The organism is Mycobacterium sp. Aquia_213, assembly GCF_026625985.1.
In the GTDB taxonomy this organism is placed as follows: domain Bacteria; phylum Actinomycetota; class Actinomycetes; order Mycobacteriales; family Mycobacteriaceae; genus Mycobacterium.
The window spans coordinates 720418-733154 of record NZ_CP113116.1 but is presented as its reverse complement, the minus strand read 5'-3'; the positions used below and the strand labels follow the sequence as shown (position 1 = coordinate 733154).

The following is a 12737-nucleotide window of genomic DNA, read 5'->3' as shown; positions in this document are numbered from 1 at the left end:
GGACCAGGGTAATGCCCGCAACCAAGCGATTAATCAGACGGCCGAGTCAGGCCGCGTCGGAAATCGCCTTGTCGGGTCGCCAGCGGTAGACCGTCGGCGTGCAGCCGTGCATCGAAGCGAGGTCGACGGCGTCCACCATCGCCTGCAGCGGCCCCGGCTTGCGCAACTGACGAGCCGCGACCGCCACCCGCACCATCCCGCCGCGACGGGCAATGCGCTCGGCGGACAGCACCACCATGCGGCACCACCACGGTTCGGTGAGGAATCCCTCTCCGATGCCGAGTACGCGGGAGCGCTCGGTGGTGTGGCGGACCAGGTCGGTGACCCCGTGCAAATCAGCCAACAGCCGGAACCCATTGCCCGGCAAGGCCTTAACGACGCCCGGTGAGACGGTCCAGCCCGGTGCGGCAAAAAGCCGGGTGCGTAGTCCGAGATGCTCGAGCACCCGGTCGGCGGCCATCAGCCGCAGATTGGCCTCGTGTGCCCGCAGCATGGCGAACTCGCCACGCCGCTTCTTGGTGGCGGGGTCGTCGTAGCCGTGCAACACGATGGCATCGCCGCCGGCGCGCCGGGCGGTCAGCCACTCGACGGTGCGCGGGTCGTGGTCAAGCCGGTAGTCGCCGGACAGGCGCGGAGCCACCAGCAACGAAACCGGCACCTTGCGGGAATCCATTTGTGCGCAGAACGCCTCGACGTCGTCCAGGGTGCGCTCGCCTATCCCTGAGACCGAGACGATCAATTTTCCAGACACAACCGCAGTTTGACGAGCGCAGGTTTCGGGATGGTGAAGGACACGCAGACTACAGGCGTATATCGACGCGTATGCCAGATGTCACTCCCGGCTCCGATACGGCTTTCGCGCAACGGAGTTGGGCCGTTTATTCCGACCGTCGCGCGGTGCGGCGCACTGCCGGGCGACGGCCATATTGACGCGTTGTTGAACAAACGCGAACCAGCGCCGGGATCGGAAAACGGTTCGATATGCTAAGCAACGCCATGGAGAAGGCCCGTTCCGCAGCGGGCGATGCCGCGCTGCCCCTCGCCCCCGCCGGGCTGTTGGGCGCCGAGGAACATGTTTATCCGGACAAACTGGACGTCCCGCTGTTGCGGATCTCCGGCGTGTGTCTGCTGGCCACAATCATGGCGATCCTGGACGTCACCGTCGTCACCGTCGCGCAACGCACCTTCATCGCGGAGTTCGGGTCGAATCAGGCCGTCGTCGCGTGGACGATGACCGGCTACACGCTCGGGCTGGCGACCGTAATCCCATTGACCGGCTGGGCCGCCGACCGGTTCGGCACCAAACGGCTCTTCATGGGCTCGGTGGTGGCGTTCGTGCTCGGCTCGCTGTTGTGCGCGCTGGCGTCAACGATCGTGCAGCTCATCATATTTCGCATCGTGCAGGGCGTCAGCGGCGGCATGCTGATGCCGCTGGGATTCATGATCATGACGCGCGAAGCGGGCCCCGGGCGGCTCGGGCGCTTGATGTCAATTTTGAGCATTCCGATGTTGCTCGCCCCGATCGCCGGCCCGATCCTGGGCGGCTGGCTGATCGACACCTCCAGTTGGAAGTGGATCTTCCTGATCAATCTGCCGATCGGACTGGCCACGTTCATCCTCGCGTGGATCGTGTTCCCCCGAGACCACCCCGCTCGGTCGGAGACGTTCGACGTCATCGGCGGGCTGCTGCTCTCGCCCGGGCTGGCGACGTTTCTGTTCGCGGTGTCGTCGATTCCGCGCCGCGGGACCGTCGCCGATCATCGCGTCTTGATACCCGCGGCCATCGGCCTGGTGCTGATCGCCGCGTTCGTCGTGCACGCGTTGCACCGCGCGGATCACCCACTGATCGATCTGCATCTGTTCCAGAACCCGGTTCTCACCCGGGCCAATGTGACGATGCTGCTGTTCGCCGGCGCCTTCTTCGGCGCCGGCCTGCTGCTCCCGAGCTATTTCCAGCAGGTGCTGCACCAGACGCCGATGCAAGCCGGGGTGCACCTGATCCCGCAGGGCCTCGGCGCGATGCTGACCATGCGATTGGCCGGTCCACTCGTGGACCGACATGGACCGGGCAAATACGTGCTGGCCGGTATCGCGATGATCATCGCCGGCCTGGGCGCGTTCGCTTACGGTGTGGCCAGGCACGCCGCGTATGCACCCACACTGCTGATCGCGTTGACGATCATGGGCCTGGGGATGGGGTGCACCATGATGCCGCTCTCGGTGGCATCGGTGCAGGCATTGGCACCGCACCAGATCGCCCGCGGCACCACGCTGATGAGCGTCAGCCATCAGGTGGGCGGCTCGATGGGAACCGCGCTGATGGCGGTGATCCTGACCAACCAGTTCAACCGGAGCGACGACATCACGGCCGCGAACAAACTTGCGGCGTTGCAGCAGCAGGCCACGATCAGCGGTGTGCCGGTTGATCCGTCACAAATACCACACCAGTCACTGGCCCCCGAATTTGCCGCGAATCTGTTGCACGACCTTTCGCGCGCCTATACATCCGTATTCGTAGTCGCGATGGTATTGGTGGCATTTACCATCATTCCGGCGTCATTTCTACCGAAGAAACCGGCCGTCCAAACGGCAGTCGAATAACCCCGATCGTCGCTGTGAACTGCACCGACGTTATCTGCGGCACGGTGTCGCCGAATTGATCGTGAGCATTGATTCGCCCGCGCGTCGAATTCACATCCGCGGGTGTCTAGAAGATGACAGCCACGCAGACGGCGAGCGCGCATAACGCCCCGTCGGCCTCCGCTTACAGACCTGGAATACCGGCAAAGCGCCAAAATCGCGCAATCGTCTCGATATGCTCGGACACATGCTCAGCGACGCCGTGGAAGGAGCGCGCCCCGCAGCTCCCAACGTCGCGGTCCCCCTGATTTCCACCAGGCGCGCAGCCGCGGGCGATCGTGAGTATCCCGACAAGGTCGATGCCAAACTGCTGCGCGTCGTCTTCGTGTGCGGGCTGGCCGCCGTGATGGCAGTGCTGGACAGCACCGTCGTCGCGGTCGCCCAGGGCACCTTCGTCACCGAGTTCAAGACCACCCAAGCCGTCGTTTCCTGGACGGTGGCCGGCTACATGCTCGCGTTTGCCACCGTGATCCCGATAACGGGGTGGGCGGCCGACCGGTTCGGCACCAAACGGCTCTTCATCGGATCGGTTCTGTTTTTCATGCTGGGCTCGCTGCTGTGTGCGATAGCGCCAAACATCATGCTGCTCATCGCATTTCGGGTGATACAAGGTATCGGCGGCGGTATGTTGATGCCGCTGAGCTTCGTGATCCTGACGCACGAGGCGGGCCCGCACCGGGTTGGTCGCTTGATGGCGATCGGGGGACTTCCGATCCTGCTCGGTCCGATCGGTGGGCCAGTCCTGGGCGGCTGGCTGGTGGGTGCCTACGGCTGGCAGTGGATCTTCCTGATCAATCTGCCGATCGGGCTGATCTCGCTGGTCCTGGCGGCGATCACCTTTCCCAAAGACCGCCCGGCCCCGGCTGAAGCCCTCGACATCGTCAGCCTGTTCCTGCTGCCGCCCGGCGTCACGTTATTCCTGGCCGGAGTGTCGTCGATCCCGGCGCGGGGCACGTTCGCCGATCACCTGGTGTTGGTGCCGACGATTGCCGGGGTGGTGTTGATCGCCGCCTTCGTCTTCCACTCCTTCCGCACCGACCACCCGCTGATCGACCTGCGACTTTTCCAGAACCGCGTGGTGAGCCAGGCCAATCTGGCCCTGCTGGTTTTCGGTGCCCCCTTCGTCGGCCTCGGCCTGCTGGTCCCGAGCTATTTCCAACTCGTGATGCACAAAACGCCGATGCAGTCCGGGTTGCTGCTGGTGCCGGTCGGACTCGGTGCGGTCATCACGATGCCGCTCGCCGGGATATTCATGGACAAACACGGACCCGGCAAGATCGTGATGATCGGCCTGCCGGTGATGGCGGCGGGTCTGGGCATCTTCACCTACGGCGTCGCCACGCAGGCCGCCTATAACCCGACCCTGTTGATCGGACTTGCGGTCATGGGCCTGGGCGTCGGCTGCACGACGACGCCGTTGTCTGCGGCGGTGCTGCAGGCGCTGGCCCCGCATCAGGTCGCGCGCGGCACCACACTTGTCACCGTCAACCAGCAGGTGAGCGGCTCGATCGGGGCGGCGTTGTTGGGCGTTATCCTGACCCAGTTGTTCAATCACAACGAAACCCTGGTCGCGGCGAACAAGCTTCTCGCGGCGCAACAAGAGGCCAATGGGCAACGTGTGCCGGTAGAGGCCTCGGCCTCCGCATGGAAAGACCTTGGCCCCGATTTCGCGAACAGCGTGTCGCTCGGCCTGTCACACGCCTACACGGCGGTGTTCGTGGTGGCCGTCGCCTTGCTGGTGTTGACGATCATCCCGGCGGCGTTTCTTCCGATGAAGCGCCCGGAACCGGAGGAAGACCCGGAGCCCGCTGCCGCGCTGGCTGACTGATCCGGCTTACCCCTCGAAGAGGATCGTCGCGATCCGCAGCACGGTTTCCATCGGGTCGGCCGCTTTGACCTGAGCATTGACCGCGTCATTGAGCCAAAGCGTCGAAAACCCGTGCACCAGTGACCATGCCGCCAACTGCGCGCCCGCGGGGTCGGACTGCGCATGGGCATCGCGCAGCGTCGCCACGCCACGCGACAACTCGGCACCCGCAGCGGCTTCCGCGGCGACCAGTTCGGGGTCCGCGACGTCCAACAGCGACTTGTCGAACATCACCTGATAGTGGCCCGGATGGCCCAGGGCGAATCGCACGTAGGCCAGGGCCGCATCGGCGAAGTGACCGCGAGCGCTTTTCAGCGCATCGGCCAGCAGCCGAAAGCCCTCCGCGGCCAGCGCGGTGAACAGGCCGCGCCGATCGACGAAGTGGTGGGCCGGCGCGGCATGCGATACGCCCGCGCTGCGGGCCAGCTCGCGCAACGACACCCCGTCCGCACCGCGTTCGGCCACCAAGCGCGCGGCTTCGCTCAGGATCACCGCGCGCAGGTCACCGTGGTGGTAATTCGGACGAGCCACGACGAACAGCATACCGACGATATCTTGACACCGACTAGATATCGAATACGCTGAGTAAAGTGGATCTTGTCACTGTCTAGATTGGAACCTGAGATGGCTCCGCTGATCACCCTGCTGTTGGGCAGCATCGTCGCCCGGGTCGCCGGCTTGCTGGGCGTTGGTTACCTCGCCGGCTGGACTGCGGCGATCGCCGTCGGATTGGCCGCCATGTTCGTCCTGACCGGAATCGCACACTTCGCGCCGCCGATGCGTCGCGACCTGATCGCGATCGTGCCGCCAGGGCTGCCCGCGCCCGGCCTGCTCGTCACCGTTACCGGCGTGCTGGAGCTGGTGGGTGCGGCGGGGCTGCTGATTCCCGGCACCCGGACCGCGGCGGCCACCTGCCTCTTGCTGCTGATGCTGGCCATGTTCCCGGCCAACGTCTATGCGTCGCGGATGCCGAATCCACCCCGGTCGATGACGACGCGGCTACCCCTGCGCACCGCCACCGAGATTGTTTTCCTCGCCGCCGGCGTAGCGGTCGCCGTCGGCAGCGGCTAGTAGCCACGCGTACTGGAATGCGGTCTCCTGCCATCCCCGGTAGCGACCACTGACCCCGCCATGACCCGCCGCCATCTGCGTTTTGAGCAGCACCGGGTTGCCGCCGGGGTTGGCGCGCCGCAACGCGGCGACCCACTTGGCCGGCTCCACATAGTAGACCCTGGTGTCGTTCAGTGATGTCATCGCCAGAATGGCGGGATACTGCTTCGTCTCAACGTTCTCGTAGGGCGAGTATGACTTCATGTACGCGTAGACTTCGCTGTCGTTCAAGGGATTTCCCCATTCGTCCCACTCGGTTACGGTCAGCGGCAACGAAGGATCCAAGATCGTGGTCAGCGGATCGACGAACGGGACCTGAGCGAGGATCCCGGCGAACAGTTCGGGCGCCAGGTTGGCTACCGCACCCATCAGCAGCCCGCCCGCACTGCCGCCCAACGCCACCAGCTCGTGCGGACGCGTCACTCCCGCGTCCACCAAATGCTGTGCCGCCGCGACGAAGTCGGTAAAGGTGTTCTTCTTCTCCAACAGCTTTCCGTGCTCGTACCACAGCCGGCCCATCTCTCCCCCGCCGCGGACATGGGCGATCACGAACACCATGCCCCGGTCCAGCAGCGACAGTCGCGCAATGGAAAAGGTTGGATCCGTGCATATTTCGTAGGCGCCGTAGCCGTAGATGAGCGTGGGCGCCGGGAATTCGACGCCCGCACGGTGCACGATCGACACCGGGATGCGGGTGCCATCGGTGGCGAGCGCCCAGTCGCGCCGCTCGACGTAATCGCTTGGGCGGTAGTCACCGAGTACGGGTTGCTCACGCAACAAGGTGCGCTCGCCGCTAGCCAGGTCGACGTCGTAGACCCGTAACGGCGTCACCAGGGATCCCGCCCTGATCCGCAGCTTGGGTGAAACCCAGTTCGGATTGGCGCCCAAGCCCGACGACATCAGCTCGGAATCGAAGGCGATCTCCTCGGGCTCACCGTAGTCGCCATCGGAATCAATGGGCCACAACTGGATTCGTGGCAACGCGGCACGCCGGTAACTGATCACCAGGTGACCGGCAAAGGCATCCGCAGCTTCGAGCCGAACGTCGTCGCGGTGCGGGATCAGGGTGCGCTGTTGCGTGGGATCGCTGACCGGGGCCTCGGTGAGCGTGAAGTTCACCGCTCCGTCATTGTGCAGGATCAGGAACCGATCCTGTCCCCCGACCACGGCGTGCTCCGCCGAGTACTCGACACCTTCGCGGCGTGGCAGCACAACAGTGAACTCGGCCTGCGGGTCGGCGGCGTCGGCGTAGCGCAACTCGGAGGTGATCGACGATCCCGACGCAATGAACACGTACGCCTCGCTTCGGCTCAGGCCCGCTCCGAGCCAGAACCGTTCGTCGGCTTCGTGATACACCAATTCCGACGGCTCTGTCGAGCCCAGCCGATACCGCCACACCTTGTCCGGGCGATGGGCGTCGTCCAGGGTGAGGTAGTACACGGTCCGGTTGTCGGCCGCCCACGTCACTCCGCCGGCGATATCGGCTATTTCGTCGGGGTATTTCTCGCCGGTACGTAAGTCCTTGAACCGCAGCGTGTACCGCTCGTCGCCGATGATGTCAACGGAGTACGCGAGCAGATTCGCATCCAAGCTGACCAGGGCGGCGCCGAGGGAAAAGAAGTCGTGACCGTCGGCTTCTTCGTTCGAATCGAGCAGCACCTGCTCGCCCGGTATCTCGGTGTTCTCGTCCAGAACCGGGGGATCCCAGTCATCGGGATCCGCGACCGGGCAACGACACTGGACGCGATACTGCTTTCCCTCGAAGGTGCGTGAGTAGTACCACCAGTCGCCTTGCCTGGTCGGCACCGACAAGTCGGTTTCCTTGGTACGCGCCTTGATCTCGTCGAAGATCTTCTGCCGCAGCGGTTCCAGGTGGGCAAGGGTCTGGTCGACGTAGTCGTTCTCGGCCTCGAGGTAGTCGATGACTTCGGGATTCGACTTTTCGCGCAGCCACTCGTACGGATCGACGAACACATCGCCGTGGTGCTCGCGGGTGGTCTCCACCCGTTTCGCGACAGGTGGGGTGACAGGCTCCGTCATGCGGCCGGGCCGATCCAGTCACCGAAGCTCAAACCGGAAATCCGCTCGTAGGCATTGATATAACGGGCACGGGTGGCGTCGATGATGTCGGCCGGCAGCGGTGGTGGGGGTTGCGAGCCGTGCCGATCCCAGCCGGATTCGGGACTGGTGAGCCAATTGCGGACGAACTGCTTGTCGAAACTGGTCTGGACGACACCGACGCGGTAATCCTCGGCGGGCCAGTACCGCGACGAGTCCGGGGTGAAGATCTCGTCGGCCAGCAGCAGGTTGCCGTCGCGGTCGGTGCCGAATTCGAACTTGGTGTCGGCGATGATGATTCCCGTCGTCGAGGCGTGATCGGCGGCCTGCACATAGATCTGCAGCGTGCGGTCGCGCAGCTGGTTGGCCCGTACCCCGCCCACCATCTCGATCACCCGGTTGAAGGAAATGTTCTCGTCGTGATCGCCCAGTGCGGCTTTGGTCGCCGGGGTGAACAGTGGCTGGGCGAACTTGCTGGCCTCGACCAGCCCCGGCGGCAGCGTGATGCCGCAGACCTTGCCGGTCGCCTGATAGTCCAGCAGTCCCGAGCCGGTCAGATAGCCGCGGGCCACGCACTCCACCGGCATCATCTCCAGCTGACCCACCACCAGCGCGCGGCCCAGCACCTCGTCGGGGATGCGTGGGTCGTCGGGCGGTCCGGCCAGATGGTTGGGGGCGTCGACCAGGCCGAAGAAAAACACGCTCATCGCGGTCAGGATGCGGCCTTTGTCCGGGATCGTGCTGTCCAGGACGAAGTCGTACGCCGAGATCCGGTCGCTGGCGACCAGCAGCAGGTGGTCTTCGTCGACGCGGTACAGCTCGCGGACCTTGCCGCTGGCCAGATGCTGGTAGTCGGACAGTGCAGGGCGCATCGGGCCAGCCTATCGGGAAGCCCACCCGGGGCCTGGAGCTGTGCTGGGATCGAGGGTATGAGATCGCGCTTTTTGCCCTACGCCACCACGCCCGGCCGATTGCTGGCCCAGCTGTTCAGCGATGCCGTCATCGTCGTGTGGACGGCGATCTGGTTGTTCGTCGGCATCGCCGTCTACGACGCCATCTCGACGATCGCCGACGCCGGCCGACAAGTCGAGGACGGCACCCACAGCATCGCGGGGAACCTGGCCTCGGCAGGTCATGGCGCACAACATATTCCGGTCGTCGGCGATACCGTCAGCAAACCGCTGAGCTCGGCTAGCGACGCCGCCGCAGAAATCGCGGGCGCCCTGCACGAACTGGATACCACGGCCGGCTGGCTCGCTGTGCTGCTGGCACTGGCCGTCGTCGCTCCCCCGATCCTTGTCGCGGCCATGCCGTGGCTTTACCTGCGGCTCCGGTTCTTCCGGCGCAAATTGACCGTGACCGCATTGGCCGCGACGCCGGCCGGCGAACAGCTGCTGGCACTGCGGGCTTTGACGAATCGCTCGCCGGCGAAACTAGCCGCGATCAGTCCGGATCCGGTGGGTGGCTGGCGTCACGAGGATCCCTTTACGATTCGCGCGCTGGCCGCCCTCGAACTGCGATCGGCGGGGATCACGATCCGTCGGTGAGCCGGAACGTCACTGTTCCTCGCGTAGCTCCACGACCAGATGCCGGATGCCGGTGTGCCGGTTGCTTCGCGTCCATTCGACGGGCCGGACCACCCGTACGGAGCCGAAGCGCGACAGCAGCTCCTCGTACAGGACCCGCAGCTCCAGGCGCGCCAGGTTGGCCCCCAGGCAGTAATGCACACCTTGACCGAAGCCCAAGTGCGGATTGGGTTTTCGGTCGATGTCGAACTCATCTGCGCGGTCGAAGACGCCGGCATCGCGGTTGGCCGAGCCTTCCCAGATCTGTACCTTCTGTCCGGCTTCGATCGACTGGCCGCCGAGGACGACGTCGCGGGTGGCGGTGCGCCGTTTGGACGGCGACGGCGACGTCCACCGCACCATCTCCTCGACCGCCGTTGGAAGCAGGCCGAAATCAGCACGCAGCGTGCGTAATTGGTCCGGGTGCTGGGCCAGCGACAACAGCCCGCCGGCAACCGCGTTGCGAGTCGTCTCGGCGCCGGCGCTGAACAGCAGGCTGAAGAACAGATACACCTCAAGATCGGACGGGACTGGTCCGTCCACCTCGTTGACCGTCGCGTTGGCGACCACCGACAACATGTCGTCGGTCGGATTGGCACGCTTCGAGGCGATCAGCTCTTGGCCGTAGTTGTACATCCGCGACCCGGCCTCTTCGGCGGACGTTCGCGGCGACAGCTGCGATAATTTGGCCTTGCGCGAGCCCCCGAAGTCGAACTGCGGCTCAATGGCCTCGAACAGCCAATGCCGTTCGGATTCGGGCACTCCCAGCAGAATGCAGATCATCTGCATTGGCAGTTCGGCGGCGATGTCGACGAGGAAGTCGAACGGTTCGCCGGGCACCACGTCGTCCACCAGCCGTCGCGCCCGGGCCCGTAGATCGTCCTCGACGCGACGGATCATCCGCGGCGTCAGCCCGGAGCTGACCAGTCGCCGAATCTGCGAGTGCCGCGGGTCGTCCATCATGTTGAGCACCTGACCCGCGATCGACAGGTCCTGCAGCAGCGTCCCGCCGAACGGTCGAGCGCCGCCGGTCACCGACGAGTACGTCACCGGGTCTTTGAGTACGGCAAGGTTTTCCGCGTAGGTTGCAACCGACCAGAAGCCCTCGGCGTCCGGGGTGTTGTCGGTCGGCTCATGCCAATAGACCGGCGCCTCGCGGCGGTGCACGGCGAACAACTCGTGCGGAAAACCTTTGGCGAAGTTTTCCAGATCGGTGAAGTCGATCCCCGACAGCGCGCCGGCGAGGGTCACAGGATCGCACCCGGAGCGTACTTGGCCGCGTCCGGGTAGCGGCCCACTAGCGAATCGACTTGCGCCGCAACCTTATCGACCTGATCACCGGCGGCGCCGGTGAACGCCTTCTTGTCGGCCAGCGCGGCGTCCAGCGCCGCGCGGTCCAGCGGCAGCCGCTCGTCGGCGGCCAACCGGTCCAGCAGATCGGGCTCGGCGCCGCGTTCCCGCATCGCCAATGCCGTTGCCACCGCGTGTTCCCGGATCACGTGATGCGCGGCCTCGCGTCCCATGCCGGCCCGCACGGCCGCGATCAACACCTTCGTGGTGGCCAGGAAGGGCAAGTAGCGATCCAACTCCCGCTCGATCACCGCCGGGTAGGCGCCGAACTCGTCGAGCACCGTCAAAAAAGTCTCGATCTGGCCGTCAATGGCAAAGAAGCTGTCCGGCAAGGCAACTCGGCGTACCACCGAGCAGAACACGTCGCCCTCGTTCCACTGCGCGCCGGCGAGCTCGGCGGCCATCGAGGCGTAACCACGCAGCACCACCTGCAGGCCGTTGACCCGTTCGCAGCTGCGGGTGTTCATCTTGTGCGGCATCGCCGAGGAGCCAACCTGTCCCTCCGCAAACCCTTCCGTCACGAGTTCGTGCCCGGCCATCAGCCGGATGGTGTGGGCCATCGACGACGGCCCGGCACCCAGCTGCACCAGCGCGGAGAGCACGTCGTGATCCAGCGAACGCGGATAGACCTGCCCGACGCTGGTCAAAACCGTTGCGAAACCGAGGAATTCAGCAATGCGCCGCTCGAGTTCGGCCAGTTTGACCGCGTCGCCGTCCAGCAGGTCGAGCATGTCTTGCGAGGTGCCCATCGGGCCCTTGATACCGCGCAGCGGATAGCGATCGATCAACTCGCGCAACCTGGTCAACGCGATCAGCGTCTCCTGGGCCGCGGACGCGAACCGCTTGCCCAGCGTGGTGGCTTGGGCGGCGACGTTGTGGCTGCGTCCGGCCATCACCAGATCGCGATACGCCACGGCCCGCTCGGCAAGCCGTGCCACCACCGCCACCCCGTGCGAGAAAACCAGTTCCAGCGACCGCCGGATCTGCAGCTGCTCGACGTTCTCGGTCAGATCGCGACTGGTCATCCCCTTGTGCACATGCTCGTGACCGGCCAGGGCGTTGAATTCCTCGATACGGGCCTTGACGTCATGCCGCAGCACCCGCTCGCGTGCCGCGATCGAGGCCAAGTCCACGTCCTCGAGCACTCGCTCGTAGTCGGCGACCGCGTCCTGGGGTAGCGGAACACCGAGTTCGGTCTGCGCCCGCAACACGGCCAGCCACAGCCGCCGCTCCGCGACGACCTTGGCCTCCGGCGACCAGATCCCGACCATCTCGGCGCTGGCATACCGGGCGGCCAGCACATTCGGAATGCTCACCGGGTCAGCTTATCGACCGCGAGACTGCGACTGGCAACGCATTTCCCGAGTTCGGACGTCGGTGGTTACAGTTTCGCGGCATGTACTACGCCGGCGTCGACCTCGCGTGGGGCATCCGCAACCCGACCGGGGTCGCCGTCGTCGACTCCGACGGTTGCCTGGTGAGCGCCGGCGCCGTCCGCGACGACGACGAAATCCTGGCGGCACTGCGCCCTTACGTGCACGGGGAGTGCGTGGTCGGGTTCGACGCACCGCTGGTGGTGAACAATCCCACTGGTCAGCGTCCGGCCGAGACCGCACTCAACCGCGACTTCCGCAGGTTCGAGGCCGGAGCCCATCCGGCCAACACCGGCAAGCCCGAGTTCGCCAACGGTCCGCGCGGGGCGCGGCTGGCCGAGGCGCTGGGCCTCGACATGGATCCACGCTCGGCCATCGTGCGGCGTGCGATCGAGGTCTACCCGCACGCGGCGACCGTCGCGCTGTTCCGGCTGGAGCGGACCTTGAAATACAAGGCCAAGCCCGGCCGCACCCTCGAGCGCCTCAAATCGGAGCTATTGCTGCTGATGGACGGCGTCGAGCGGCTCGCCGACACCGACGTTCCGGTGCGCGTCGCCGATCATCCCGACTGGGTTGGGCTGCGCAAACAGGTGGCGACGGCGCAGCGCAAGAGCGATCTGCGTCGCGCCGAGGACCCCGTCGACGCCGTGGTCTGCGCCTATGTGGCGCTCTACGCCCAGCGCTGCCCAGGCCGCATCACGATTTACGGGGACTTGGCCAGCGGGTGCATCGTGACGCCGGCGCTGCCTGCCGACCTGACCGGGCCGTGACGGG

11 protein-coding genes are annotated in these 12737 nt (G+C 65.5%); 5 read left to right on the top strand and 6 right to left on the bottom strand.

Annotation, left to right across the window (positions count from 1 at the left end; genetic code table 11):
* Window positions 1-46 precede the first annotated feature (46 nt).
* Complete coding sequence (locus LMQ14_RS03525; RefSeq protein WP_267733463.1) at window positions 47-751, bottom strand: DUF2334 domain-containing protein; 705 nt, start codon at window positions 749-751, stop codon at window positions 47-49.
* 230 nt (window positions 752-981) lie between these two features.
* On the opposite strand from LMQ14_RS03525, the gene LMQ14_RS03520 reads away from it, so the two are divergent.
* Both LMQ14_RS03520 and LMQ14_RS03515 read left to right on the top strand, forming a co-directional pair.
* On the top strand, window positions 982-2601 hold the full coding sequence (locus LMQ14_RS03520; protein WP_267733462.1) for a DHA2 family efflux MFS transporter permease subunit: 1620 nt from the start codon (window positions 982-984) through the stop codon (window positions 2599-2601).
* Between the two features lie 226 nt (window positions 2602-2827).
* Window positions 2828-4468, top strand: coding sequence for a DHA2 family efflux MFS transporter permease subunit (locus LMQ14_RS03515; protein ID WP_267733461.1), 1641 nt, complete (start codon window positions 2828-2830; stop codon window positions 4466-4468).
* A 6-nt stretch (window positions 4469-4474) separates the two neighbouring features.
* Here LMQ14_RS03515 and LMQ14_RS03510 read toward each other — a convergent pair whose 3' ends face one another.
* Window positions 4475-5038 (bottom strand): TetR/AcrR family transcriptional regulator, encoded by a 564-nt coding sequence (locus LMQ14_RS03510; protein ID WP_267733460.1) that lies wholly within the window; start codon window positions 5036-5038, stop codon window positions 4475-4477.
* 93 nt (window positions 5039-5131) lie between these two features.
* Here LMQ14_RS03510 and LMQ14_RS03505 point away from each other — a divergent pair, with 93 nt between their 5' ends.
* The gene (locus tag LMQ14_RS03505) at window positions 5132-5578 is read left to right on the top strand and encodes a DoxX family protein (protein ID WP_267733459.1); all 447 of its coding nucleotides are present in this window, start codon (window positions 5132-5134) and stop codon (window positions 5576-5578) included.
* Here LMQ14_RS03505 and LMQ14_RS03500 read toward each other — a convergent pair.
* Complete coding sequence (locus LMQ14_RS03500; protein ID WP_267733458.1) at window positions 5507-7657, bottom strand: S9 family peptidase; 2151 nt, start codon at window positions 7655-7657, stop codon at window positions 5507-5509. The genes LMQ14_RS03505 and LMQ14_RS03500 overlap by 72 nt on opposite strands.
* The gene (locus LMQ14_RS03495) at window positions 7654-8547 is read right to left on the bottom strand and encodes a phosphoribosylaminoimidazolesuccinocarboxamide synthase (protein ID WP_267733457.1); all 894 of its coding nucleotides are present in this window, start codon (window positions 8545-8547) and stop codon (window positions 7654-7656) included. The genes LMQ14_RS03500 and LMQ14_RS03495 overlap by 4 nt, the downstream gene beginning before the upstream one ends.
* 57 nt (window positions 8548-8604) lie before the next feature.
* Between LMQ14_RS03495 and LMQ14_RS03490 the strand changes: the two genes are divergently transcribed.
* On the top strand, window positions 8605-9222 hold the full coding sequence (locus tag LMQ14_RS03490) for a hypothetical protein (protein WP_267733456.1): 618 nt from the start codon (window positions 8605-8607) through the stop codon (window positions 9220-9222).
* Between the two features lie 9 nt (window positions 9223-9231).
* On the opposite strand, the gene LMQ14_RS03485 is transcribed toward LMQ14_RS03490, so the two are convergent.
* Entirely contained in the window at window positions 9232-10491 is a 1260-nt protein-coding gene (locus tag LMQ14_RS03485; protein WP_267733455.1) for a cytochrome P450, read from the bottom strand.
* Entirely contained in the window at window positions 10488-11906 is a 1419-nt protein-coding gene (purB, locus tag LMQ14_RS03480; RefSeq protein ID WP_267733454.1) for an adenylosuccinate lyase, read from the bottom strand. The genes LMQ14_RS03485 and purB overlap by 4 nt, the downstream gene beginning before the upstream one ends.
* A gap of 80 nt (window positions 11907-11986) precedes the next feature.
* Here purB and LMQ14_RS03475 point away from each other — a divergent pair, with 80 nt between their 5' ends.
* Entirely contained in the window at window positions 11987-12733 is a 747-nt protein-coding gene (locus LMQ14_RS03475; RefSeq protein ID WP_267733453.1) for a DUF429 domain-containing protein, read from the top strand.
* Window positions 12734-12737 lie beyond the last annotated feature (4 nt).

What these genes read in the sequence shown, in the direction of transcription:
- LMQ14_RS03475 (WP_267733453.1), top strand. Translation starts at nt 11,987, where the DNA reads ATGTACTACGCCGGCGTCGACCTCGCGTGGGGCATCCGCAACCCGACC.
- LMQ14_RS03490 (WP_267733456.1), top strand. Translation starts at nt 8,605, where the DNA reads ATGAGATCGCGCTTTTTGCCCTACGCCACCACGCCCGGCCGATTGCTG.
- LMQ14_RS03520 (WP_267733462.1), top strand. Translation starts at nt 982, where the DNA reads ATGCTAAGCAACGCCATGGAGAAGGCCCGTTCCGCAGCGGGCGATGCC.
- LMQ14_RS03505 (WP_267733459.1), top strand. Translation starts at nt 5,132, where the DNA reads ATGGCTCCGCTGATCACCCTGCTGTTGGGCAGCATCGTCGCCCGGGTC.
- LMQ14_RS03500 (WP_267733458.1), bottom strand. Translation starts at nt 7,657, where the DNA reads ATGACGGAGCCTGTCACCCCACCTGTCGCGAAACGGGTGGAGACCACC.
- LMQ14_RS03495 (WP_267733457.1), bottom strand. Translation starts at nt 8,547, where the DNA reads ATGCGCCCTGCACTGTCCGACTACCAGCATCTGGCCAGCGGCAAGGTC.
- LMQ14_RS03515 (WP_267733461.1), top strand. Translation starts at nt 2,828, where the DNA reads ATGCTCAGCGACGCCGTGGAAGGAGCGCGCCCCGCAGCTCCCAACGTC.